At 35.2% G+C, this 25,510-nt stretch carries 18 protein-coding genes, 1 pseudogene, 1 riboswitch and 2 other annotated features; of the genes and pseudogenes, 17 read left to right on the top strand and 2 right to left on the bottom strand.

Features of this window, described 5'->3' with window-relative positions; translation table 11 throughout:
• Nucleotides 1–600 precede the first annotated feature (600 nt).
• From dhbA to JFU54_RS27555, 9 genes and pseudogenes are all read left to right on the top strand, one after another.
• Nucleotides 601–1,386: a 2,3-dihydro-2,3-dihydroxybenzoate dehydrogenase gene (gene dhbA, locus JFU54_RS27515; protein ID WP_002012767.1), complete on the top strand. Its 786-nt coding sequence runs from the start codon at nucleotides 601–603 to the stop codon at nucleotides 1,384–1,386.
• 26 nt (nucleotides 1,387–1,412) lie between these two features.
• Complete coding sequence (gene dhbC, locus JFU54_RS27520) at nucleotides 1,413–2,612, top strand: isochorismate synthase DhbC (protein WP_201067212.1); 1,200 nt, start codon at nucleotides 1,413–1,415, stop codon at nucleotides 2,610–2,612.
• 12 nt (nucleotides 2,613–2,624) lie between these two features.
• Complete coding sequence (locus JFU54_RS27525) at nucleotides 2,625–4,241, top strand: (2,3-dihydroxybenzoyl)adenylate synthase (RefSeq protein WP_201067214.1); 1,617 nt, start codon at nucleotides 2,625–2,627, stop codon at nucleotides 4,239–4,241.
• Nucleotides 4,242–4,265: 24 nt separating this feature from the next.
• Nucleotides 4,266–5,159, top strand: a complete 894-nt coding sequence (locus JFU54_RS27530; RefSeq protein ID WP_002012770.1) for an isochorismatase family protein — start codon at nucleotides 4,266–4,268, stop codon at nucleotides 5,157–5,159.
• Between the two features lie 33 nt (nucleotides 5,160–5,192).
• The gene (locus JFU54_RS27535) at nucleotides 5,193–12,353 is read left to right on the top strand and encodes an amino acid adenylation domain-containing protein (protein WP_201067216.1); all 7,161 of its coding nucleotides are present in this window, start codon (nucleotides 5,193–5,195) and stop codon (nucleotides 12,351–12,353) included.
• Nucleotides 12,350–12,573: pseudogene (locus JFU54_RS27540) on the top strand (MbtH family protein). The gene JFU54_RS27535 and the pseudogene JFU54_RS27540 overlap by 4 nt, the downstream one beginning before the upstream one ends.
• On the top strand, nucleotides 12,573–14,015 hold the full coding sequence (locus JFU54_RS27545) for an MDR family MFS transporter (protein WP_201067218.1): 1,443 nt from the start codon (nucleotides 12,573–12,575) through the stop codon (nucleotides 14,013–14,015). The pseudogene JFU54_RS27540 and the gene JFU54_RS27545 overlap by 1 nt, the downstream one beginning before the upstream one ends.
• A gap of 64 nt (nucleotides 14,016–14,079) precedes the next feature.
• Nucleotides 14,080–14,829: a 4'-phosphopantetheinyl transferase Sfp gene (gene sfp / locus JFU54_RS27550; RefSeq protein WP_201067230.1), complete on the top strand. Its 750-nt coding sequence runs from the start codon at nucleotides 14,080–14,082 to the stop codon at nucleotides 14,827–14,829.
• Between the two features lie 36 nt (nucleotides 14,830–14,865).
• Entirely contained in the window at nucleotides 14,866–15,408 is a 543-nt protein-coding gene (locus tag JFU54_RS27555; RefSeq protein WP_088292243.1) for a cold-shock protein, read from the top strand.
• 57 nt (nucleotides 15,409–15,465) lie between these two features.
• On the opposite strand, the gene JFU54_RS27560 is transcribed toward JFU54_RS27555, so the two are convergent.
• Entirely contained in the window at nucleotides 15,466–15,738 is a 273-nt protein-coding gene (locus JFU54_RS27560) for an HU family DNA-binding protein (RefSeq protein ID WP_002012780.1), read from the bottom strand.
• A gap of 204 nt (nucleotides 15,739–15,942) precedes the next feature.
• Between JFU54_RS27560 and JFU54_RS27565 the strand changes: the two genes are divergently transcribed.
• Both JFU54_RS27565 and JFU54_RS27570 read left to right on the top strand, forming a co-directional pair.
• Nucleotides 15,943–16,710: a DUF3891 family protein gene (locus JFU54_RS27565; protein WP_002085720.1), complete on the top strand. Its 768-nt coding sequence runs from the start codon at nucleotides 15,943–15,945 to the stop codon at nucleotides 16,708–16,710.
• Nucleotides 16,711–16,724: 14 nt separating this feature from the next.
• Nucleotides 16,725–17,255 (top strand): DinB family protein, encoded by a 531-nt coding sequence (locus JFU54_RS27570; RefSeq protein ID WP_002085719.1) that lies wholly within the window; start codon nucleotides 16,725–16,727, stop codon nucleotides 17,253–17,255.
• 49 nt (nucleotides 17,256–17,304) lie between these two features.
• Here JFU54_RS27570 and JFU54_RS27575 read toward each other — a convergent pair whose 3' ends face one another.
• Nucleotides 17,305–18,672, bottom strand: coding sequence for an alanine/glycine:cation symporter family protein (locus JFU54_RS27575; protein WP_002012784.1), 1,368 nt, complete (start codon nucleotides 18,670–18,672; stop codon nucleotides 17,305–17,307).
• 107 nt (nucleotides 18,673–18,779) lie between these two features.
• A riboswitch (glycine riboswitch) is annotated at nucleotides 18,780–18,899 on the bottom strand.
• 435 nt (nucleotides 18,900–19,334) lie between these two features.
• Between JFU54_RS27575 and JFU54_RS27580 the strand changes: the two genes are divergently transcribed.
• From JFU54_RS27580 to thrS, 6 genes are all read left to right on the top strand, one after another.
• Nucleotides 19,335–20,153, top strand: a complete 819-nt coding sequence (locus JFU54_RS27580) for a nucleotidyltransferase (RefSeq protein ID WP_201067232.1) — start codon at nucleotides 19,335–19,337, stop codon at nucleotides 20,151–20,153.
• 161 nt (nucleotides 20,154–20,314) lie between these two features.
• On the top strand, nucleotides 20,315–20,584 hold the full coding sequence (locus JFU54_RS27585) for a PhzF family phenazine biosynthesis protein (protein WP_078176586.1): 270 nt from the start codon (nucleotides 20,315–20,317) through the stop codon (nucleotides 20,582–20,584).
• A gap of 12 nt (nucleotides 20,585–20,596) precedes the next feature.
• Nucleotides 20,597–21,226: a YdbC family protein gene (locus JFU54_RS27590; RefSeq protein ID WP_201067234.1), complete on the top strand. Its 630-nt coding sequence runs from the start codon at nucleotides 20,597–20,599 to the stop codon at nucleotides 21,224–21,226.
• A 99-nt stretch (nucleotides 21,227–21,325) separates the two neighbouring features.
• On the top strand, nucleotides 21,326–21,691 hold the full coding sequence (locus JFU54_RS27595) for a VOC family protein (RefSeq protein WP_201067235.1): 366 nt from the start codon (nucleotides 21,326–21,328) through the stop codon (nucleotides 21,689–21,691).
• Nucleotides 21,692–22,134: 443 nt separating this feature from the next.
• Entirely contained in the window at nucleotides 22,135–22,842 is a 708-nt protein-coding gene (locus JFU54_RS27600; RefSeq protein ID WP_002085707.1) for a pseudouridine synthase, read from the top strand.
• Between the two features lie 120 nt (nucleotides 22,843–22,962).
• Nucleotides 22,963–23,187, top strand: a binding site (T-box leader).
• A gap of 37 nt (nucleotides 23,188–23,224) precedes the next feature.
• Nucleotides 23,225–23,447 (top strand) — a binding site (T-box leader).
• Between the two features lie 44 nt (nucleotides 23,448–23,491).
• On the top strand, nucleotides 23,492–25,411 hold the full coding sequence (gene thrS / locus JFU54_RS27605; RefSeq protein ID WP_201067242.1) for a threonine--tRNA ligase: 1,920 nt from the start codon (nucleotides 23,492–23,494) through the stop codon (nucleotides 25,409–25,411).
• The last annotated feature ends 99 nt before the right edge of the window (nucleotides 25,412–25,510 follow it).

Raw genomic sequence — 25,510 nt, forward strand, 5'->3', positions numbered from 1 at the left:
ACTAAAAAGCACCCTATTTAATAGGGTGCTTTTTTATGAATTACAACATGTGGAATTTTCTAGAGGCAAAAAAATGAGTAAAGTATCCGTTTGGATTATATTGGAATATCATAAATTGATATATTATATTCGAAATACTTATTAAATCTTAAATTATAAACACGACATGCATCGGTAATTGCAAGATATACTTTCTCGATATTTTCAGAAAAATGTTGAGAAAATATATACTTGAGTTTTTGGTAAGGCTTTGTAAATGAAGGTATCTACAGTTTATCTTCTTCAATTTTAAAAAGAGGAGTACGAATTAAATTTTTTAATGTAAGTACTTATTAATGCTTTTAGATGTAATTGTATTGAGAAGTACTAAAATATTTTATCTGAAAAATAAAAATAGGTTGACAAGTTTATTGAGAAAGATTATCATTTCAATGTAAGAATATTAAATGAAAAACATTATCAATGAATAATATTTTGATGAAAAGTACACTTGACCAATTAGTTTAGTAAGTGTATTATTTTTTACATTGATAGTGATAATCGTTATCATTATTACTATTTGTTTAATTAGATCAATTTTCAAATGAAAGGATAGAGGAAATGAACTTAGGGGAATTTGATGGAAAAACGGTTTTAGTAACAGGTGCAGCTCAAGGTATAGGCAGTGTTGTTGCCAAAATGTTTTTAGAAAGAGGAGCTACAGTTATTGCGGTTGATCAAAATGAAGAGGGGTTAAACGTACTCTTAAATGAAAATGAATTAAATGAAACACGTATGAAAACATTTCATTTAGATGTGAGTGATAGTACCGCTGTTGAAGATATGGTAAACGGTATTGAAAATGATATAGCACCAATAGATATATTAATAAATGTTGCAGGGGTATTACGTATGGGACCAATTCACTCTTTAAGTGATGAAGATTGGAATAAAACCTTCTCTGTAAATTCTACAGGAGTTTTCTATATGTCTCGAGCAGTAAGTAAACATATGATGCAAAGAAGGTCAGGGGCAATTGTTACAGTTGGTTCAAATGCGGCAAATACTCCGAGAATGGAAATGGCTGCGTACGCTGCATCAAAAGCTGCAACGACAATGTTTATGAAGTGTTTAGGATTAGAGCTTGCAGCATACAATATTCGCTGCAACTTAGTTTCTCCTGGTTCTACTGAAACTGAAATGCAAAGATTACTATGGGCTGATGAGAATGGAGCTGAAAATATAATTGCTGGTTCTCAAAATACATATAGACTCGGTATTCCGTTACAAAAAATTGCACAACCTTCAGAAATTGCTGAAGCAGTATTGTTTTTAGCTTCTGATAAAGCGAGTCATATTACAATGCACAATTTATGTGTCGATGGCGGAGCTACATTAGGAGTTTAATAAAAAATTCAGGAGGTTTTAATACTATGAATGAACTTATAGCCGTAAAGGAACTGTCAGAAAAATTATTAGAAGATTATAAAACTGAATCTTCGTTCTTTTTCGCTTCACCAACTCGAACGATATTGACAGAAGGAGAGTTTACTACAGTAAAACATCATGAAATTGAAAGTTTTCCAGAACTTGTACAAGCGGTATTAAGTAATGCAAAACAAGCCGGAAATCCGAATCCTATCGTTGTTGGTGCTTTGCCTTTTGATCGTAGAAAAGAAGTTCAACTTATCGTACCAGAACATAGTAGAATTACTGAGCGTTTACAGTTAGAGACAACAAATGAGATAAAACGAAATGAGAAACTGACATTTGAAATGACACCGGTTCCAGCTCCTGAAGTTTATATGGATGGTGTGAAGCAAGGAATAGCAAAAATTCAGGACGGAGATTTAAGAAAAATCGTTCTATCCAGATCATTGAATGTTAAGTCTTCCGAGAAAATTGATCAACAAAAACTACTCCGTGAATTAGCGGAACATAATAAGCACGGCTACACATTTGCTGTTAATTTGCCGAAAGATGAAAACGAGTACAGTAAGACGTTAATTGGAGCAAGTCCTGAATTACTTGTTTCACGTCATGGTATGCAAGTAATTTCTAATCCGTTGGCTGGCTCAAGACCACGAAGTGAGGATCCAGTAGAAGATAAAAGAAGGGCAGAAGAATTACTTTCTTCTCCAAAAGATTTACATGAACATGCGGTAGTAGTTGAATCGGTTGCCGCTGCGCTTCGCCCTTACTGTCATATATTACATGTTCCAGAAAAACCCTCAGTTATTCATAGTGAAGCAATGTGGCATTTGTCTACGGAAGTGAAAGGTGAACTAAAGGACCCAAATACGTCTTCTTTAGAATTAGCAATTGCCCTTCATCCAACGCCAGCAGTTTGCGGAACTCCAATGGAAGAAGCGAGAGAGGCTATTCAAAAAATTGAGCCATTTGACCGTGAATTCTTTACAGGAATGTTAGGGTGGAGCGATTTAAATGGAGATGGCGAATGGATTGTTACAATTCGTTGTGCTGAAGTGCAAGAGAATACACTTCGCTTATATGCAGGTGCTGGAGTTGTTGCTGAATCAAAGCCAGAAGATGAGTTAGCAGAAACATCAGCTAAGTTCCAAACAATGTTGAAGGCTTTAGGGTTAAGAGATAATTCGCTGAATGAAAAATAGGGGGAAGAAAGAATGTTAATAGGTTATACGGAATGGCCAAAAGAATTTGCAAATCGCTATCGAGAAGAAGGGTGTTGGCTTGGAGAAACATTTGGTTCGATGTTAAAAGAGCGCGCTGAAAAATATGGGGATCAAATTGCGGTTGTAAGTAGTAATACGCATATAACGTATAGTGAACTTGATAAAAAGGTAGATCGCTTAGCTTCAGGTTTACTGAATTTAGGAATAAAGAAAGAAGACCGAGTTGTAATCCAGTTACCTAATATTATAGAGTTTTTCGAAATATGCTTTGCGCTATTTCGCATTGGAGCACTCCCTGTTTTTGCACTACCTTCTCATCGCAGTAGTGAAATTAGTTATTTTTGCGAGTTTGGTGAAGCGAGTGCTTACGTTATTTCAGATAAGGCTCTCGGCTTTGATTATCGAAAACTAGCAAGAGAAGTGAAAGAGAAAGTTCCCGCTTTACAACATGTAATCGTAGTGGGGGAAGAAGAAGAATTCGTGAACATAACTGATCTTTATATGGATCCGATTCCGTTACCAGAAGTTCAGCCAAGTGATGTTGCGTTTCTCCAATTATCAGGAGGGACGACAGGACTTTCTAAATTAATTCCTAGAACACATGATGACTATATTTATAGTTTACGTGTTAGCGCTGACATTTGTAATTTAAATGCAGAAAGTGTCTATATGGCAGTTCTTCCAGTAGCACACAATTACCCGATGAGTTCTCCAGGGACATTTGGAACTTTCTATGCGGGTGGAAAAGTAGTATTGGCAACTGGAGGTAGTCCAGATGAGGCATTTGCTCTTATAGAAAAAGAAAAAGTTACGATTACAGCGCTCGTTCCACCATTAGCAATGATTTGGCTTGATGCGGTATCTTCCCGTAATAACGATTTATCAAGCCTGCAAGTTATTCAAGTAGGCGGTGCGAAATTTAGTGCCGAAGTTGCGAAGCGTATACGCCCTACATTCGGATGTACGTTACAGCAAGTGTTTGGTATGGCGGAAGGGTTAGTAAATTACACAAGACTAGATGATCCAGAAGAAATCATTATTCATACACAAGGTAGACCGATGTCTACATTTGATGAAGTTCGAGTTGTTGATGAACATGATAATGATGCTAAGCCTGGTGAAGTAGGTAGTTTATTAACAAGAGGGCCATATACAATTCGTGGCTATTATAAAGCGGAAGAGCATAATGTAAGATCATTTACAGAAGATGGTTTTTATCGCACAGGTGATCTTGTAAAAGTAAATGAACAAGGTTACATCATTGTAGAAGGAAGAGATAAAGATCAAATTAACCGTGGTGGTGAGAAGGTTGCTGCGGAAGAAGTTGAAAATCATCTATTAGCACATGATGCAGTACATGATGTAGCAATTGTATCTATGCCTGACGATTATTTAGGAGAACGCACTTGCGCTTTTGTTATCGCTCGTGGACAAGTCCTAACTGCAAACGAATTAAAAATGTTCTTAAGAGAACGTGGTATAGCAGCTTATAAGATTCCAGATCGAATTGAATTTATTGAATCATTCCCACAAACAGGTGTTGGAAAAGTAAGCAAAAAAGAATTACGTAAAGTCATTGCTGAAAAACTTATTACAGTAAAACAATAATAAAAATCGGAAGGAAGTGATTAGATGGCTATCCCATCTATTTCAGTATATAAAATGCCAATTGAATCAGAACTACCAAAAAATAAAGTGAATTGGACGCCAGATCCGAAACGTGCGGTTCTTCTAATCCATGACATGCAAGAATATTTTCTTGATGCATATAGCGATAAAGAATCGCCAAAAGTAGAACTAATTTCAAATATTAAGGTGATAAGAGAAAGATGCAAGGAACTTGGTATACCAGTTGTTTATACAGCACAACCTGGTGGACAAACGTTAGAACAACGAGGGTTATTACAAGACTTTTGGGGTGACGGTATTCCTGCTGGACCAGATAAAAAGAAAATTGTCGATGAGCTTACTCCAGATGAGGATGATATATTCCTAACAAAATGGAGATATAGTGCATTTAAAAAGACGAATCTATTAGAAATTTTAAATGAGCAGGGAAGAGATCAACTTATTATTTGCGGTATTTATGCGCATATTGGCTGCCTTTTAACAGCTTGTGAAGCATTTATGGATGGTATAGAGCCATTTTTTGTAGCAGATGCAGTTGCTGATTTTTCACTAGAGCATCATAAACAAGCATTGCAGTATGCATCAAATAGATGTGCAGTAACGACATCAACAAACTTACTATTAAAAGATTTACAAAGTGTAAAAAGCGATGAGAGTGAAGGAATCACTTTACAGAAAGTACATGAACTAGTTGCACAACTACTCCGTGAGCCAGTAGAGAGTATTGAAGTTGATGAAGACTTATTAAATAGAGGACTTGATTCGGTCAGAATTATGAGTTTAGTAGAGAAATGGCGTCGCGAAGGGAAAGAAATCACTTTTGCAGATTTAGCAGAACGTCCAACTGTTGATGATTGGTACCGTTTACTATCTTCACAAGCAGCACAAGTGCTGTAACAAATAGACTACATAATAAAGGGGTAGTAAAGAATGCCTAATAGTCAAAAGATTCGTCATTCGTTATCATCTGCGCAGTCTGGTATGTGGTTTGCGCAACAATTAGATCCGCTTAATCCGATTTATAATACTGGGGAATATATAGAAATAAACGGAAATATTAATCATGAAATTTTCGAGTTAGCTGTACGTAAAGTGGTAAAAGAAGCAGAAGCACTTCATGTTCGTTTCGAAGAGGATGAAATTGGCCCATGGCAAGTTATTGAGGGATCGTCAACGTTTCATATGCATTTTATTGACGTTCGTAAAGAAGAAAATCCTGAAGAAGCTGCTAAAGTATGGATGAAAAATGATTTATCTGTACCGATAGATTTAAAAGAAGATAAATTATTTACTGAAGCACTTATTCAAGTTGAAAATAATCGTTTCTTTTGGTATCAGCGCATCCATCACATTGTGATGGATGGCTATGGATTTTCACTTCTTAGCCAAAAGGTAGCGAATGAGTATACATCACTTATAGAAGAAACAAATAAGAATGAAAAGCCATTTGGTTCTCTTGCAAAAATTGTACAAGAAGATAATGAGTATCGTGAATCTAAACAATTTCAGGAAGATCGTACTTTTTGGCTAGAAAAGTTTGCAGATGAACCGGAAGTTATAAGTTTAGCAGAACGAGCGCCGAGAACATCAAATGGATTTTTACGAGAAACTGCTTATCTATCAAATGCTAGTACAAAAACTTTACTAGAAGATATTAATATTTCGTTAACGAGTTGGCCCGAATTTGTTGTAGCCGTAACGAGTATTTACATGCATAAATTAACAGGTGCAAATGATATTGTTTTAGGTTTACCGATGATGGGGCGTCTTGGTTCTGTATCTATTCATACACCAAGCATGGTAATGAATTTAGTTCCACTTCGTCTAAAGTTAACTCCAAATATAACTTTTGCAGAATTAATACAGCAAGTTTCTAAAGAAATTCGAGACGTACGTCGTCATCATAAATATCGTCATGAGGAATTAAGAAGAGACTTAAAGTTACTAGGTGAAAATCAAAGGTTGTTTGGGCCGTTAGTGAATGTTATGCCTTTTGATTATGGGCTTAACTTTGCTGGGAATCGTGGTATTACACATAATTTATCAGCAGGACCTGTTGATGATTTATCGATAAATGTATATAAACGTTTCGATGAAAATGAGTTAATGATTCATTTTGATGCGAATCCGGAAGTATATAACGGCGCGAAACTAGCATTGCATAAAGAAAGATTTATGAGTCTATTAGAATTAGTGATAAATAATTATCATAAAGACGAGCCAATTGGAAAAATAAACATTACTCTTCCTGAAGAAAATCATAAAGTTTTATTGGAATGGAATGAAACGAAGAAAGCTGAAGAGCTAATTAATCTACCTATATTATTTGAAAAACAAGTACAAAAAAATCCAAATAAAATAGCAGTTACTTGTAACGGGATAAAACTTACGTATAAAGAGCTAAATGAACGAGCGAATGAGCTAGCACACTATTTATTAGAAGAAGGAATAGAAGTAAATCAGTTTGTAGCCTTAGTATTTCCAAGATCAATAGAAATGGTAGTTAGTATGCTAGCAGTTCTAAAGGCTGGTGCAGCGTATTTACCGATAGATCCAGAATACCCAGCCGAGCGAATTCATTATATAGTAAATGATGCAAATCCAGTTTGTATCATAACACATTCATCTGTTTCATCTACTTTAGTTATAGAAAATGATATTAAAGAAATCATATTAGATAGCGAAGAAACGAAAATAGCGTTAAAAACATATTCTCATATGAATCTACCATTTAAAAATGATGAATCACTTTTAAACCAAGCTTATACAATTTACACTTCAGGATCAACCGGAAATCCAAAAGGTGTAATTGTTACTATGAAAGGTTTAAGTAACTTCTTATTAGCTATGAAAGATATGTTTTCATTAAATGAAAACGATCATTTATTAGCAGTTACAACGTTTGCGTTTGATATTTCTGCTCTAGAAATTTATTTACCTCTTATTAGTGGTGCAAGTTTAACAATTGCACAAAAAGAGGTAATCCAAGAGCCTTCTGCATTAACGACATTGTTACAAGAAGAAAGAGCGACAATTATGCAAGCTACACCGACGCTCTGGCAGGCGTTAATAACTGAATATCCAGAGAGGTTACAAAGGCTAAACGTACTCGTTGGCGGTGAAGCTCTTCCGGCACATTTAGCAAATAAATTAAAAGAATTAGGTTGCTCTATAACTAACTTATATGGACCAACTGAAACGACTATTTGGTCTACTTTCATGAATATTGATGACAGTGAAAATGGTATACCTCCTATTGGAAGACCAATTTGGAATACAGAAGTGTACGTTTTGGATGCAGGGTTACAGCCTGTTCCACCTGGAGTTATCGGTGAATTATATATTGCAGGAGAAGGACTTGCGAACGGATATTTAGGAAAACCAGCGTTAACGGCTGAACGGTTTGTTGCAAACCCTTATGGAAAAGCTGGAGCACGTATGTACCGCACAGGTGATCTTGTGAAATGGCGTAAGGATGGTGTGTTAGAGTACATTAGTCGCGCAGATCATCAAATTAAAATTCGCGGTTTCCGAATTGAATTAGCTGAAATTGAAACGGTATTACAACGACATGAAAATATACAACAAGCAGTGGTAATGGTACGAGAAGATCGTCCAAATGATAAACGAATTATTGCGTATATCGTTGCCGAAGAGAAGGAAATGATTCATCTTTCAGAAATTCGCTCTTATGTTTCAGAAAGTTTAGCGAATTATATGGTACCATCAGCATTTGTTGTGCTAGAAGAATTACCATTAACACCAAATGGTAAAGTTGATAGAAAGAAATTACCTGCTCCTGATTTTAATGGAATGAACAATGAGAGAGTTGCTAGAAATCCGAAAGAAGAAATATTATGTGATTTATTTGCTGAAGTACTTGGTGTTTCGCGAATTAGTATAGATGATAATTTCTTTGAAATGGGTGGCCATTCGCTTCTTGCATCTCGTTTAATGGCAAGAATTCGTGAAACGTTAAGTGTAGAATTAGGAATCGGAAAGCTATTTGAATCACCAACTGTTGCTGAATTAGCGAACCAGTTGGATCGTGCAAAAAGCGCAAGGCCAGCTATTAAGAAAGTAAGTAGGCCAAATGAAGTTCCACTTTCATTTGCACAGCGCAGGTTATGGTTCTTAAATTGTTTAGAAGGTCCAAGTCCTACTTATAATATTCCGTTAGTCATTCGTATGTCTGGAAAATTGAATGAGGAAGCACTGCAAGGTGCCTTTTATGATGTAGTTGAGAAACATGAAACACTTAGAACGATTTTCCCGAATTCACTTGGCAGTTCATATCAAAGAATTCTAGAAATGGATAAATTGAATTTAAAAATGATTATAACAAATACATGTAAGGATGAATTAGAAAGTACACTGTCTGAAGCTGTAAGATATAGCTTTAATCTTGATATCGAACCAGCAATTCGTTTGCAACTTTTTAAAGTGAGTGAAAACGAACATGTTTTACTAATTCTTTTGCATCATATTGTAGGAGATGGATGGTCATTACAAGCGTTAACGAGAGACTTTACAGCGGCTTATAAAGCACGATGTCAAGGTGATAGTGTTCAACTAGAAACCCTTCCAGTTCAATACGCAGATTATTCACTATGGCAACAACAGCTATTAGGTGATGAAACAAAACCAGACAGTATTATTTCAACACAATTAGATTTTTGGAAAGAAGAGTTAAAAGGTTTACCAGATCAAATGGAGTTACCTACAGATTACCAGCGCCCAATTGAAACTAGTTATCGCGGGGAAACAATTCATTTTCATTTAGATGAAGGTATGCATAGTAGGTTAGTGGAGCTCGCTCGTAAAAATGGAGTTAGTTTGTTTATGGTGTTGCAAGCAGGACTAAGTGCCTTATTTACAAGATTAGGTGCTGGAACTGATATACCATTAGGTAGTCCGATTGCTGGAAGAAACGACGATGTACTCACGGATATAGTTGGTTTATTTGTAAATACATTAGTGTTACGCACAAATACATCAGGAGATCCAAGTTTTAAAGAATTATTAAATAGAGTGAAACAGGTAAACCTTGCAGCTTATGAAAATCAAGATGTTCCATTTGAACGACTTGTTGAAGTGTTAAACCCAGTACGAACTCGAAATAGTCATCCGCTGTTTCAAGTTATGTTAGCTTTCCAAAATACGCCAGAAGCAACGTTTAATGTACCGGATTTAGAAGCGGACCTTGAAATTCAAAGTGTTGGTTCTGCAAAATTTGATTTAACATTTGAAATTAGCGAGAGTAACAGAGTTGATGGTACTCCAAATGGCTTACACGGATTGTTAGAGTTTAGTACCGATTTATATAAACGTGAAACGGTTCAAAAACTAATAGAACGATTCATTCTATTATTAGATGATGCAGAGAAACATCCGGATCAATCAATTGGTAGATTAGAAATATTAACTTTAGCAGAGCGAAATACAGTTTTAGAAAAGTGGAATGGTGGTTTTCAAATTGTACCTGAAATGACATTGCCACAATTATTTGAAAAGCAGGCTCATGTAAATCAAAATTCTATTGCTGTTGTCTTTGAAGATGAAAAGCTAACTTATGAAGAGTTAAATAGAAAAGCGAATAAAATAGCTCGTTTGTTAATAGCGAAAGGAATCGGTCCTGATCAACTTGTTGCTTTAGCGATGCCGAGATCTTTAAATATGGTTGTAAGCTTACTTGCTGTTCTTAAAGCTGGTGCGGGATACCTTCCGTTAGATCCGGATTATCCGTCAGATCGTATCTCATTTATGCTAGACGATGCGAAACCATCATGTGTTTTAACAAATTCAGATGTGGAAATTGAATGTGATGAGGCACTAAAGATTTTAGTTGATGATGTGAACGTAATAGAAGAAATTGAGAAATATAGTGAAGACAATATAGATGAAATGGAGCGCATGAAGCCGTTATCTCCTTCACATATTGCTTATGTTATTTATACGTCAGGCTCAACAGGTAGACCGAAAGGCGTTATGATACCTCATCAAAATGTAGTAAGACTTTTAGGAGCAACTGATCATTGGTTCCAATTTGACGCAGACGATGTGTGGACGATGTTCCATTCATACGCTTTTGATTTCTCGGTTTGGGAAATTTGGGGACCTTTATTATATGGAGGGCGTTTAGTTGTAGTACCACATACTGTAAGTCGCTCGCCGAAAGAATTTTTACAGCTTCTTGTTAAGGAAAAGGTTACTGTTTTAAACCAAACTCCATCAGCGTTCTATCAATTGATGCAAGCAGATCGTGAAAATAAAGAGGTTGGTCAAAAATTATCTTTACGATATGTTGTTTTTGGCGGAGAAGCACTTGAACTAAGTCGATTAGAAGATTGGTATAGTCGTCATCCTTATAACGCACCGAAGCTTATTAATATGTACGGAATAACGGAGACGACGGTACATGTTAGTTATATTGAATTAGATGAAAGTATCGTATCTTTACGAGCAAATAGTTTAATCGGGTGCAGTATACCGGATCTTAAAGTATACGTATTAGATAACTATTTACAACCGATGCCACCTGGAGTAGTTGGAGAAATATATGTTGCAGGTGCAGGGCTCGCTCGTGGATATTTAGGAAGAGCAGGATTAACTGCTGAACGTTTTATCGCAGATCCATTTGGTAAACCAGGTACAAGAATGTATCGTACAGGAGACCTAGCGCGCTGGCGTCAAGATGGGACGTTAGACTATATAGGACGTGCAGATCATCAAATTAAAATTCGTGGATTCCGAATTGAATTAGGGGAAATAGAAGCGGTAATAATGAAACATCCTAAAGTTGAACAAGTAGCTGTTATTGTACGGGAAGATCAACCAGGGGATAAACGATTAGTTTCTTATATCGTCGCATCAAATAATGAAACGATCGATACGAATGAAATGCGTCAGTATGCTGGAGGTAGTTTGCCAGATTATATGGTTCCATACGCTTTTGTAGTAGTAAATGAGTTACCTTTAACTCCAAACGGTAAATTAGATAGAAAGGCATTGCCAGCTCCAGAATTTATTGCATCATCTTCTAGCCGCGGACCGAGAACACCGCAAGAAGAAATGTTATGTGACTTGTTTACAGAAGTTTTAAGTGTGTCTCAAATTGGAATTGATGATGGATTCTTTGATCTTGGTGGTCATTCACTTCTTGCAGTGCAGCTGATGAGTCGCATTAAAGAGGCACTTGGAGTTGAACTAAATATCGGAACTTTATTTGCAGCACCTACTGTTGCAGGGCTTGCTGAAAGACTTGAAATGGGGAATGGTCAAAGTGCACTTGATGTGTTGCTTCCATTACGAGCAAGCGGAGATCAATTACCATTATTTTGCGTACATCCAGCAGGTGGATTAAGTTGGTGCTATGCAGGACTTATGAAATCTTTAGGAACAGATTATCCAATCTATGGTGTACAAGCACGTGGTATCGCTGAAAATGAAGAACTTCCAAAAAGCTTAGAGGAGATGGCGGCGGATTATTTAAAACACGTTCGTGGAATACAGCCTCACGGACCATATCGTTTACTCGGATGGTCGCTTGGAGGAAATGTTGTTCATGCAATGGCGGCGCAACTTCAAAATGAAGGGGAAGAAGTAGAATTACTCGTTATGCTTGATTCGTATCCTGGTCACTTCTTACCGAATACGGAAGCACCTACTGAAGAAGAAGCGTTAATCGCATTACTTGCTTTAGGTGGATATGATCCAGATAACATGGATGGTAAACCACTTACTATGGAAAGTGCGGTTGCAATACTTCGCAAAGATGGAAGTGCATTAGCAAGTCTTGAGGAAGAAACTATTTTAAACTTGAAAGAAACATATGTAAATTCAGTAGGGTTGTTAGGGAAATACGTGCCAAAAGTTTATAACGGGGATATTTTATTCTTCAGATCTACTGTTATACCAGACTGGTTTGATCCTATTTCTCCAAATACGTGGCTAAATTATTTAGACGGGGAAATCGTGCAGCATGACATTGATTGTAGACATAAAGATTTATGTCAGCCAGGTCCACTTACAGAAATTGGACAAGTGCTAGCGAAATATTTGCAGAATAAGAAAGGGGTAAGTAAAGTATGACGAATCCATTTGAAAATGATAATTACACATATAAAGTATTAATGAATGAGGAGGGCCAGTATTCTCTCTGGCCTGCCTTTCTCGATGTACCAATTGGATGGAATGTCGTACATGAAGAAGCTAGCAGACAAGTTTGCTTAGAATACGTTGAAGTTAACTGGAATGATTTAGAGCCGAAAAAAATCAAATTAGCGAAAAAATATTAGTAGGAAAACAATAATGAAAGTAAAAATTAATCCAAAAGTAGTTGTAAGCATCGTTTATATAACAGCGATGTTTATGGCTGCGATGGATGCAACGATTGTGAATGTAGCACTGCAAACGATAAGCAAAGAACTGCAAGTGCCCCCATCTGCAATGGGGACTGTAAATGTTGGGTATTTAGTTAGCTTAGCTATTTTCCTTCCGATTTCTGGTTGGTTAGGAGATCGCTTTGGTACGAAAAAAGTATTTTTAACTGCCCTTTTCGTTTTTACAATTGCATCTGCACTATGTGGAATTGCTAATGATATTACTTCATTAAACATTTTTCGTATCATTCAAGGTGCTGGTGGCGGACTTTTAACACCAGTCGGGATGGCGATGTTATTCCGAACATTTTCACCAGAGGAAAGACCAAAAATTTCTCGATTTATTGTACTTCCAATTGCTGTAGCACCAGCGATCGGACCAATTATTGGTGGTTTCTTTGTAGATCAAATGTCTTGGCGCTGGGCATTTTATATTAATCTGCCGTTTGGCATCATTGCGTTGCTATTTGGACTTCTATTTTTAGCAGAGCATATTGAAAAATCGGCTGGTCGTTTTGATTCTCTCGGTTTTGTTCTTTCAGCACCAGGTTTTGCGATGCTCATCTATGCACTCAGTCAAGGCCCGTCAAAAGGTTGGGTTTCTCCAGAAATAATTAGTATTGGGATAGCTGGGATTGTATTACTTACATTGTTTATTATTGTAGAACTTAAAGTAAAGCAACCGATGTTAGATTTACGCTTATTAAAAGAAACGGTCTTTAGAAAAATGAGTCTTATTTCGTTGTTTTCATCAGCTGGTTTACTAGGAATGTTATTTATTTTTCCGCTTATGTATCAAAATGTAATAGGAGTTTCCGCGCTGGAGTCGGGTCTTACTACATTCCCAGAGGCGATTGGATTAATGATTTCTTCGCAGATTGTACCATGGTCATATAAGAAATTAGGAGCTCGAAAGGTAATCTCTATTGGATTAGTAAGTACGGCGGTTATCTTTATTTTATTAAGTTTTGTAAATCATGATACGAATCCATGGCAAATTCGGGCACTATTGTTTGGCATTGGTATTTTCTTAGGCCAATCTGTCGGTGCGGTTCAATTTTCTGCTTTTAACAATATTGCACCACCTTCTATGGGTAGAGCAACTACTATATTCAATGTGCAAAACCGATTAGGATCAGCAATAGGAGTTGCTGTTTTAGCTAGTATACTATCTGGTTTTGGAAGTAATAACGTACAGAATAATGCACAGTCAGATTTCTTACCATATCAAGCAGCATTAATTGGATCAGCAATATTTTTACTCATAGCATTACTATTTTCTTTACGTATTTCTGATAAAGAGGTAATGTCAAAGAAGAATAAAAAGCCGTTATCTGTATTACAAAAAGAGAAAGAAGTTGTAAATGAATGAGTTGCAGCATGCTAATACTCTTTTGAAATAAAGTAATATTGGCATTTAAAAGGAGAGAGTTTACATGATAGAGAGTAAAGTTGTAGATTCTGTACCAACTCTTAATGAGAATAGTTGTCAAATATGGTGGGCAAGAATTTCAGATTTACAATCATGGCATTACAATTTACTAAATGATGTAGAGCGAGAGAAAGCAAATTCATATCATCATTCGGCAGACCGTGCGCGTTTTATAATAGGTTGTGTAATTAGTAGATTAGTACTTGGAAAGGTACTTTCTATGTCGCCAGTTCAAGTGCCAATTGATCGAATGTGCCCAGTATGTAAATTACAACATGGCAGACCACAGTTACCAGAAGGTATGCCGCAAATATCAGTCTCACATTCGGGTGAGTGGGTTGTTGTTGCATTTACTAAATCTGCACCTGTTGGTGTTGATGTTGAACAAATGAATCCAAATGTAGATGTTATGAAAATGGCAGAGGGCGTATTAACAGACATTGAAATAGCACAAGTTATGAAGTTATCTGATGAGCAGCGACTAGAAGGATTTTTAACATATTGGACTCGAAAAGAAGCAGTGCTGAAAGCGACAGGTGAAGGACTATTGATCCCACCAGTAGAAATTACAGTATCAGCTCCAAATGACCCTCCAAAATTGTTGATTTTTAAAGATAGACAAGAGTTAGCAGAAAATACAATGATGGAAGATGTAAGACCTAGTTTAGATTATATGGCTTCCATTGCAATATTTAGTAAAGAAGTAACTGAAATTATGCAGTTAGACGCGGGATTGCTATTAAATCATCGTTAATTTTTAATAAAATTTCTTATAGAAGAGGTGTTCCTCATGTTAGTAGCGGAAAATAGAAAAACTGAATTAACTTATAATGTACAGGCAATTAAAGATATGTTGTTTTCTAGAAATACGTCATCTATTCTAGCATTAGAAAAACTTGTAAAAGATACAGTTCAGTTTGATGTACTTGAACAGGAAGTGCTTGATAGACAATACATTCCGAAAGAAGCAAAGAATTTCTTTGATAAAAACGGAACATTTCTTTATCGCGTATCTAATGTTAGTTATAAAGGTAAGGTGTTATCTGAAAATCTAATTTTTGCAGACACTTCGTTTTTACCGGATACAATAAAGAGTGAATTAGAGAGTGGAAATATTCCTGTTGAAAACCTTATAGAAAAGATGGAAGTAAGAAGAAACGTATTATATGAAGGATATCAGCCATCTGGAAATATTATCGAATTGTTTGATGGATGTTCTGTTGCGGCGAATGTTTATCCAACTAGAAAATATCAAATTGTAAGTAACTGCAAATGTGTATTTTATATTTGTGAAGTGTATCATGCAGAGAATATAAAGGAACTGCTTAAATAAGAAATAAACAATAAACAATAAACAAGAAACCAGCCTATAAAATGGCTGGTTTCTTGTTTATTTAACAGCTTCTTTTAATTCTTTTCCTGCTTTAAATGCTGGAACTTTACCAGCAGCAATCTGAATTTCTTCTCCAGTTTGCGGATTACGCCCTGTACGAGCAGATCTTTCACGCACTTCAAAAGTTCCAAAACCGATTAGTTGCACTTTATCGCCAGATTGTAATGCATTAGCAATTGTGTCAAATACGGATTGTACAGCTGCAGAAGCATCCTTTTGAGAAATATCAGCTGATTGTGCTACATTTTTAACTAATTCTGTTTTGTTCATGTTTTCACCTCATAAAAAATTTTTTAGAATGAATGTTTTAGTATAATGGTTAGTAAAGATAAAGCTAACTTTGTGATTAGAAAGAATGCTGTATATTTATGTTAATTTCGTTGAAAGAAACTGAATCCCTGCTAATATTTAGGGATTAATTAAGAATTGATGCATACAACAAGCTGTAATATGAGGATGAGGGGGAATATACGGATGATTTTTCGTGAAAAGAATGAGAAAGAAAGTATATTAATTCGTCAACATGATCATGGTTTTTTAGCTGGTGAAATTGCAAGACATATAATAGAAGATTTTTTTGAAGATAAAATATACTTAAAAGAGACAATTGATGCTATATATGAGCATGATAGAGGATGGATAGAGCTTGATAAAGTACCAATTTTGAATGATACTAAAAATATTCCATATACATTTATGGATTGTCCAAGTTCATTACGCTTTGTTTTTTATACGATTGGTTTGAATGCAATTGAAGAGTCAAATCCATACGGGGCGCTACTTTGTAGTAAGCACTTTTTATCATTTTCATTAAATGAGGAAGATGAAGAGATGATGTCTTTTTATAAAAATGAATTGGAACGACAAAAAAGAATTTTGAAAACGTTAACAAAAGAACAATATGCGATGTTTGATAAACATTATAGATTATTAAAGTTTTGTGATGAACTTTCTTTATATGTATGTATGAATAAACCTGGTGTAAAAAAGAAAGATGAAATTGATTTATTTAAAGAGGGTTTTGAAGGAACAGAAATGTTTAATAGTAAGGGGGAGAAGCCTATTCAAGCTGAATGGGTGGATGAAGAAACAATTCAAATTACATCGTTTCCATTTAAAACGGAATTTTATACATATGTAAAATATAAAACTATAAATAAACATGAAGTTAAAGAAAAAGGGATTGTAAAAGCTGATAGAGAATCGGAAATGAAGAAGCAAAACATTCGTTTCATACAATAAGGAGGAGATTTAGATTGAAAGATTACATGTTAAAACAGTTTGATTACCATGCTTGGGCTAATACACGATTATTCAACCGACTAAAAGAGTTACCAAACTATGAGACAATTTTTAATGAACAGATACAGAGTGTATTCCCATCAATTAAGGATACTTTTGTACATATTTATATTACAGATCAAGTGTGGTTACACATATTGCATGGTAAAAGTATGAGTGAAGTAATACAAGACCGAGAAAAATTACGAAAACAAATCGAAACTAAATCGTTACATGAATTAGAAAAAATGTTTGAAAACATGGCAAATCAATATAAAGAATTTTTAAGTAGAATACAAGACGTAAATACTGTATTTGTTATTGAGAACCCATATGCAGGTGCATTAGACACTTCCATTTTAGAGTTAGTGCAACACGTCGTAAATCATGGTACATATCATAGAGGGAATATAACAGCAATGATCCGTCAACTTGGTTATTCATCTACAATGATGGATTTTGTACTTTATTTACATATGGTTCAGGAGGGAAAGGAATTGAAATAGAGAAAAAAGGAATGGCTTATTATAAATGAGCCATTCCTTTTTTTAGTGATTAACTTGCCTGTTTTTTATGACTTTCTTTCAATTTCTCTGCTTGTAAAAAGCGATTCGTTTCAGCGACAACAATACCACTTAATCCGATTAGACCAATTAAGTTTGGAATCGCCATAAGTCCATTTGCAATATCGGCAAATGTCCATACGACACCTAGCTTTAAATTAGCACCTATTGCAATCATAACGATAAAGATTGCTTTATAATATCGTACAGCACCTTGTCCGAATAAATAAGCTACACACTTCTCTCCGTAATACGACCAACCTAAAATAGTAGAGTAGGCGAATAATATAATGGCGATACCGAGAATCATACTACCAGCAGTACCGAATACGGATTGGAATGCTAATGTTGTAGCTTCAACACCAGTTTTACCTGATTTCCATGCGCCTGTAGTAATTAATACTAGCCCCGTAATTGTACATACAATAAATGTATCTAGAAAAGTACCAGTCATAGAAACTAAAGCTTGTTTTGCAGGTGAATCTGTTTTGGCAGCAGCCGCAGCAATAGGAGCACTTCCTAAACCAGCCTCGTTAGCAAATACACCACGTGCCATTCCTATTTGAATTGCAGATGCAACTGTTGCTCCGATAAAACCACCAGCGGCTGCAGTACCTTGAAATGCACCAGAAAAAATAAGTGAAAATGCTTCTGGAATTTGATCAAAGTGATAGAAAATAATAATAAGGCCAGCGATTATATAAAAGAATGCTTTAATAGGAACGATATATCCAGTAACTCTACCAATCTTTTTTACACCGCCCAAAATAACGATAGCGATTAAGAATGACATGAGTATACCAGTTAATGCAGGAGGGAAAGAAAAATTGATTCGCATTGCCTCTGCAACCGAATTAGATTGAACCATATTACCGATACCGAAAGAAGCAGCTGTGCCGAATATAGCGAATAAAACAGCCAGCCATTTTTTCCCTAAACCACGTTCTAAATAATACATTGGTCCACCGGAGTATTCACCATTTTCATTACTAACACGGTATTTCACCGCAAGGATTGCTTCGGCATACTTTGTTGCCATTCCAAATAAAGCAGTAATCCACATCCAAAAGATTGCGCCGGGTCCACCGATTGTCACAGCAGTTGCGACACCTGCTATATTTCCCATACCAATCGTTGCAGCCATAGCTGTCATCAGTGCTTGGAAGTGACTAATATCTCCAGAAGATGATGTATCTTCTGATTTTTTAAAAGCTAGTTTGTGAGCGTATATTAGTTTACTAAACTGTAAACCTTTTAAGCGCACTGTGAGAATGATACCAGTTCCAACGAGTAGCAACAAAGTTGGTAACCCCCACACATACTGATTAATTTGTTCTAATACTTTACTTACTGTCTCCATCTGTATTCTCCTTTTTTAGAAAAAATAAAAACCACTTCAAGGAAATGAAATGGTCTCTGGAGAAACAAGGGATAGAAAAATAAACCGATACAAATCGGCATTTTCTTTCGCTTGTCTCTGTCCTTTTACCTGAGAGATTATCCGCTAGATTAGCGAATTTGCTCCTTCGGTGCTCGTTTTCCTCCGCGCTATATTAAGCGAGAGGGAGTCTCTCCAGAGATTCGTCCCCATGCAGTTCTACTTGTAAACAAGACCTGAGAGTTTCAAAGTTGGTTCAGCAACTTTTTGCCCCGTCGGTAGATCAATAGACCTTCTCCTGAATGGTTCATCCGAATTATAAAATTAAAAACTTAAACGCATTGATTCTGTATAGAATCAATAAAAACATTATAGATATACAATTAGTGAAATGCAATCATTTTTTATTTTGAAATAGTAAATAAACTTATTTTTTTGGTATTCCTAATTTATCTTCTATTTTATGATCTCAGGAGAGATTACTTATTATATATTCGAAAAATGAATGGTGATAAAAGAGATAGGACGTAACAATGTAGGATTATTTATGTCTTACTTTCAAATTTTCAATTCTGAATTATTTGAATTATAATTGTTGTATGTGTGGAATAAACCAATATTTTATAGGGAAATGAGTTGATAAATTGCCAAGAATAAAAAAAATAGGGCGTTTTTGTCCTGTGGATGATGAAGGATTTATTATAAACGATGCACATTTTAATAAAATTCAGCCTGTGTTTTTGGAGGTAATACAAGAAATAAAGGATACTTGTTGTCAATTTTTGCGGGATGATTTGCACAGTGTTTATATAAGGGGTTCTATTCCAAGAGGGATTGGGATAGAAGGGGTTGCAGATGTAAATATGATTATATTAGTTCGAAAGAATCCTCAAGTAATTGACTTAAGCTGGAGAAAGGAGCTAGAAGTCCAAATTACACAGCAGTTTAATTGTATATCAGGAGTGGAGTTAAGTTTTTATAGTGAAAAAGAAGTAATAAACTCAGAGGATTTTTCTTTTATAGGATTTATGATTCAGACACATAGTGTATGTATATTAGGTGAAGACGTAAAATTATATTTACCTAAATATAAAGTAAGTCAGGAGATAGTGTATGAACATCTCATTCATTTGCGGAAACAAATTGAACAAACACACGAAGAGTTAATTCATAATAAGGACGTAGATGATATAGAGGATTGTTGTCGTTGGATCATGAAGATTGTAGTCAGGGCAGGTCTAGCATTAACAATTGATAGAGAAGGGCTGTATTCCAGGGACTTATATCCAGCATATGAGTTATTTAGTAAGCATTTTCCCGAACAAGAAAAAAATATGAGGAAAGCACTACAATATGTAATTGAACCGATAAAAGACATAGAAGAAATCTTATCATTTTTAGATACGTTTGGTGATTGGTTGATAGAAAAAGCAGAGGATTCTTTGAAAAATATACAAATTTAATAAACTATAATTTCATTATGTAAACAGGTTGTATTGAAGAATAGAATAGAAGAGAGGAGAGATATTGGGATTTTTACATTGTGGATGTATTCTCGCAAGGCAAGTATTCAGGTAATCACCTTGCGTTATTTATGGAAAATTAGGGATTTTATAGTTAGGGAATCAATGATCTTAATGTCCGTGATTTTGCAGATTATTATGGAATCACAGAGGATATGGCAACAGGAAGCTCAAATGGATGTTTAGCGGCGTATCTTATAAAATATCGTTATCTTGGAACGGAAAAGATAAATATGCATGTTGAACAAGGGTATGAGATAAATCGCCATTCTCTAATACACATACAAGCAGAGGTGATTGAGAGTAAAATTAATGTTTGCATTGGTGGAAAAATAGAAAGTATTGCAAGTGGGAAATGGACCGTATCATAAGGGGGATTAGAAATGCTATTAAAAACAATATTTTGCAAGGTGGAAGAAGAGAAAATGGAATTGTTTTCTGATGCGCAAGAAAAATGGCGTGATTTACAGTATTTAGACGGATTCTATGGACAATTTGGTGGGTGGAATGAAGGGGAAGCGTGTGTATATACTTTATGGGAAGATAGAAATGCATATCAATCATTCATGAATGATGCTCATGATACAATTTTTTTAAATAGTAATCAAGAAGGCACATATATTTCCTGTAATATTGAAATGTTTCAAACGTTGTATGATATAACAGAAACTCCTTTGAAAGACGTAACTGCACAAGGGTCATTTGTAAGAGTTGCAATTTGCGATGTGAAAGAAGGAAAAGAAAAGTATTTTTTACATACGCAAGAAACAATTTGGAATAAAGGAATGGAAAATGCAAAAGGAATGTTAGGTGGAGTTGTTGGGAAGTCTTTAAAGACTGAAAATCGTTACATAGTATTAACGTATTGGCAAGATGAAATAGCACACGAACTCTATATGAAAGAAATTTTCCCAGAGTTATATCAGTCAGCAAATGTAAATGAGTATGTTGAAAATATAAATGGGAAGAGAGTTATTCGGAAGGAAGAATGGTCTGTTGCCGCTTCTAAATAAAGTTAGAACTTATTAAAGTAGCTAGTTTCGAAAAATTTGATACAGAACATTAGTTCTTTTATAATTACTTTGTACAAGAATAAGAGGGGAGATATTTAAATGAGTAGAGTTTTAAGATTTGAATTGCAAGTCCCAAACCCTGCAGAAGCTATTCAATTTTATACAAATAGTTTTGGATGGAAGTTTGAAAAAATGCCTGGGCCACATGACTATTGGTTCATAATTACAGGTGAGAGTGATAGACCTGGTATCGATGGTGGATTAATGAAATCACCTGATGGTGCTACTAGGACAACTAATTCGATTGAAGTACCTTCAGTTGATGAGTACATAAATAAAGTTATTGAAAATGGTGGACAAGTAGTTGTACCTAAAACTGCTATTCCTAATATGGGTTACTTTGCTTATTGTATAGATAATCAAGGGCTTCTTTTTGGAGTATGTGAAGAAAATAGTGAAGCGTAAAAAATTAGGGAGTTCGAGATTATTTTGTTTGTTGAACGATGTTTTCTATCAAAGATTATAATTATTGAACACTTTTGTATAAAAACTAGTATTCGTTTAGTTGAAGAAGGATCCATTTTGATTATTTTCAAAAGGGTTCTTTTTTATTTTTCACATATTGTGAGTTATTTAGGCATGATTAATCAAACTTATATCGGTATATTATCTATGAAAAAAGTAAATAAATGATGTTATATTCAAGGGTTGATCTATTGACTGCTAAACAGTTTGAGGTGAAAAGGAAAAGAGGACCAATTATTTTCGTGTAAACATGTAATTAAGTGAAGACGTCATATACCCTTTCATGTTAATATATTTAAGTTATAATAGGAGGCTTACCCTTTTGTATTGTACGGTAGAAGCAGTGTGAGCTTGAAATTTTTTATGAAAAGGATGTGCCTAACTTGCGTATCAATAAATTTATTAGTGAAGCTGGAAAAGCGTCTCGACGTGGAGCAGATAAGTTAATTAACGAGAGAAAAGTAATTATTAACGGTAAGGTTGCAAAAATTGGTGACCAAGTAAATCCAGGTGATGACGTACGAGTAAATGGAGAGCAACTTCGTATTGCTCGAGACCATGTGTATATCGCTTTAAATAAACCAGTAGGTATTACATGTACAAGTGAAAAAGCAGTAAAAGGTAATATTATCGATTTAGTGAATCATCCTTTACGAATTAATCACATCGGACGTCTCGACAAAGACTCAGACGGTTTAATTTTGTTAACGAATGATGGCGATATCGTTAATGAGATTTTACGTGCTGAAAACAAACATGAGAAAGAATATATCGTTTCAGTAGATAAGCCGATTACACCGGAGTTTTTAGAAAAAATGGCAGCAGGTGTTAAAATTTTAGATACAAAAACACTTCCTTGTGAAGTAACACAGTTATCAAAATATGAGTTCCAAATTATTTTAACACAGGGGCTAAATCGTCAAATTCGCCGTATGTGTGAAGCTTTGGGTTATCAAGTATACACGTTAAAACGTACGAGAATTATGAATATTGAGTTGAATAATTTACCAGTCGGACAGTGGAGAGATTTATCGAAAAAAGAGAAAAAACGCCTATTTTCAGACTTAAATTACGAACCACAAGATTGGTAAAAAAGAGAAGGGGAGACCAAAAAATGTTTTTGGTTTCTTTTTTTGAATAAAAAATATATTTTTAACACTTGTAAAAATAAAATGAATAGGATATATTAAATAACAATAAATGTAATTGTTACAAAAGCAAAGAAAAGGACACGAGTTATTTTAAACGGTTATACAGAGAAGGAAGGAAAGCTGAGAACTTCCTAACGCAGTAAAATAACTTACCACCTTAGAGCTGCACTGGGGAAATCAAGTATCTAGTGCCGTGTAAGCGACGTTACCCGCAAAAGAAGCCATTATGTTTTTTGTGATGGGAATCTGGGTGGAACCACGAATATAAGCATATTCGTCCCTATTTACTAGGGATGAATATGCTTTTTTATATTTTATTTCATAATAAGCGAAGAAAAGGACACGAGTTATTTTAAACGGTTATACAGAGAAGGAAGAAAAGCTGAGAACTTCCTAACGCAGTAAAATAACTTACCACCTTAGAGCTGCACTGGGGAAATCAAGTATCTAGTGCCGTGTAAACGACGTTACCGTAAAAGAAGCCATTGTATATTTGCGATGGGAATCTGGGTGGAACCACGGGTAAAAGCACACTCGTCCCTATTTTAGGGATGAGTGTGCTTTTTATTATGAAATGGAGAGATGAAAAATGAAAGAACAGATGATCGAAATTAAATTTCCAGATGGTAGCGTTAAAGAATTTGTGAAAGGCATTACTTTAGAAGAAATTGCTGGGGCAATTAGTAGTAGCTTGAAAAAGAAAGCAGTCGCAGGAAAAGTTAATGATCAGTCTTTTGATTTACGACGAAACATTGAAGAAAGTGCGAAAGTTGAAATCATTACTATGGATTCAGATGAAGGGGTAAAAATTGCAAGACACTCTGCGGCACATATATTAGCGCAAGCTGTAAAAAGAATTTATGGTGATGTAAACCTTGGTGTAGGACCAGTCATTGAAAATGGATTTTATTATGACATGGATCTTCAAAGTAGTGTAAACGTAGAAGATTTACCGAAAATAGAAAAAGAAATGAAAAATATTATAAATGAAAATGTAAAGATAGAGCGAGTTGAGGTTTCTCGAGAAGAAGCAAAAGAATTGTTTCAAGAAATGAATGATAGTTTGAAATTAGAGCTTTTAGAAGCAATTCCTAATGGGGAAAGTGTAACACTGTATAAACAAGGTGAATTTGTAGATTTATGTAGAGGACCACATTTGCCATCTACTGGTTATTTGAAAGCATTTCAATTAACTCATGTTTCTGGTGCATATTGGCGAGGCGATAGTAACAATCAAGTGCTTCAGCGTATATATGGTGTTGCTTTCTCTTCTCAACAAAAATTAGAAGAGTATTTACATTTTGTTGAGGAGGCCGCAAAGAGAAATCATCGGAAATTAGGTAGTGAACTTGAATTGTTTATGTTTTCGGAAGAGGCTCCGGGAATGCCCTTTTACTTGCCAAAAGGACAGATTATTCGCAATGAATTAGAAGCATTTTTAAGAGAAATTCAAAATGAGTACAATTATCAAGAAGTGCGTACTCCATTTATGATGAATCAAGAATTATGGGAGAAGTCAGGACACTGGGGACATTACAAAGACAATATGTATTTCTCAGAAGTAGATCATAAAAGTTTTGCGTTAAAACCGATGAATTGCCCAGGCCATATGCTTATGTTTAAAAATAAATTACATTCTTATCGTGAATTACCGATTCGTATGTGTGAGTTCGGTCAAGTGCATCGACATGAATTTAGTGGCGCTTTAAACGGATTATTAAGAGTTCGTACTTTCTGCCAAGATGATGCTCATTTATTTGTAACACCAGAACAAATTGAAGATGAAATCAAATCAGTGTTGGCGCAAATTGACTATGTGTATAAAACTTTTGGTTTCGAGTATGAAGTAGAGCTTTCTACTCGTCCAGAAGATTCAATGGGTGATGATAAATTATGGGAGCAAGCAGAATTGGCATTAGAAAATGTATTACAGTCATTAGATTATAAATATAGATTAAATGAAGGTGACGGTGCATTTTACGGTCCGAAAATTGATTTCCATATTAAAGATGCTTTAAATAGAAGTCATCAGTGCGGAACAGTCCAACTTGATTTCCAAATGCCAGAAAAATTTGATTTAAATTATATAGATGAAAATAATGAAAAAAGAAGACCGGTTGTAATCCACCGCGCTGTATTAGGATCCTTAGATCGCTTTTTAGCGATATTAATTGAACACTTTGGAGGCGCGTTCCCAGCGTGGGTGGCACCGGTTCAAGTGAAAGTAATTCCAGTTTCAAATGCAGTGCATGAAAAATATGCAAATAGGATTGCAGATAAATTAGCACAAGCCGGAATTCGTGTCGAACGAGATATACGAGATGAAAAGTTAGGATATAAAATTAGAGAAGCGCAAATGCAAAAAGTTCCGTATGTTCTTGTTATTGGGGATAAGGAAATGGAAAGCGAAGCTGTAAATGTACGGAAATATGGTGAAGAGAAGTCAGAAGTTGTTGAACTAGATGCGTTTGTGGAAAGTATGAAAGAGGAAATTAAAAATAGGAAATAGAGATTGATAATAAAACACACCATTAATATGTAATACTGAATTTAAAGTAATTAAAGATATATTAAATAACAATAACAAACGCAGAGAAGGGATAGCTTA

Source organism: Bacillus sp. TH19 (assembly GCF_016651075.1).
Taxonomy (GTDB): domain Bacteria; phylum Bacillota; class Bacilli; order Bacillales; family Bacillaceae_G; genus Bacillus_A; species Bacillus_A mycoides.

Bases quoted from the DNA above. Each gene is read 5' to 3' on its own strand.
- JFU54_RS27535 (WP_201067216.1), top strand. From the start codon at position 5,193: ATGCCTAATAGTCAAAAGATTCGTCATTCGTTATCATCTGCGCAGTCT.
- JFU54_RS27595 (WP_201067235.1), top strand. From the start codon at position 21,326: ATGAGTAGAGTTTTAAGATTTGAATTGCAAGTCCCAAACCCTGCAGAA.
- JFU54_RS27530 (WP_002012770.1), top strand. From the start codon at position 4,266: ATGGCTATCCCATCTATTTCAGTATATAAAATGCCAATTGAATCAGAA.
- thrS (WP_201067242.1), top strand. From the start codon at position 23,492: ATGAAAGAACAGATGATCGAAATTAAATTTCCAGATGGTAGCGTTAAA.
- sfp (WP_201067230.1), top strand. From the start codon at position 14,080: ATGATAGAGAGTAAAGTTGTAGATTCTGTACCAACTCTTAATGAGAAT.
- dhbC (WP_201067212.1), top strand. From the start codon at position 1,413: ATGAATGAACTTATAGCCGTAAAGGAACTGTCAGAAAAATTATTAGAA.
- JFU54_RS27575 (WP_002012784.1), bottom strand. From the start codon at position 18,672: ATGGAGACAGTAAGTAAAGTATTAGAACAAATTAATCAGTATGTGTGG.
- JFU54_RS27545 (WP_201067218.1), top strand. From the start codon at position 12,573: ATGAAAGTAAAAATTAATCCAAAAGTAGTTGTAAGCATCGTTTATATA.
- dhbA (WP_002012767.1), top strand. From the start codon at position 601: ATGAACTTAGGGGAATTTGATGGAAAAACGGTTTTAGTAACAGGTGCA.
- JFU54_RS27590 (WP_201067234.1), top strand. From the start codon at position 20,597: ATGCTATTAAAAACAATATTTTGCAAGGTGGAAGAAGAGAAAATGGAA.
- JFU54_RS27525 (WP_201067214.1), top strand. From the start codon at position 2,625: ATGTTAATAGGTTATACGGAATGGCCAAAAGAATTTGCAAATCGCTAT.
- JFU54_RS27560 (WP_002012780.1), bottom strand. From the start codon at position 15,738: ATGAACAAAACAGAATTAGTTAAAAATGTAGCACAATCAGCTGATATT.
- JFU54_RS27565 (WP_002085720.1), top strand. From the start codon at position 15,943: ATGATTTTTCGTGAAAAGAATGAGAAAGAAAGTATATTAATTCGTCAA.
- JFU54_RS27555 (WP_088292243.1), top strand. From the start codon at position 14,866: ATGTTAGTAGCGGAAAATAGAAAAACTGAATTAACTTATAATGTACAG.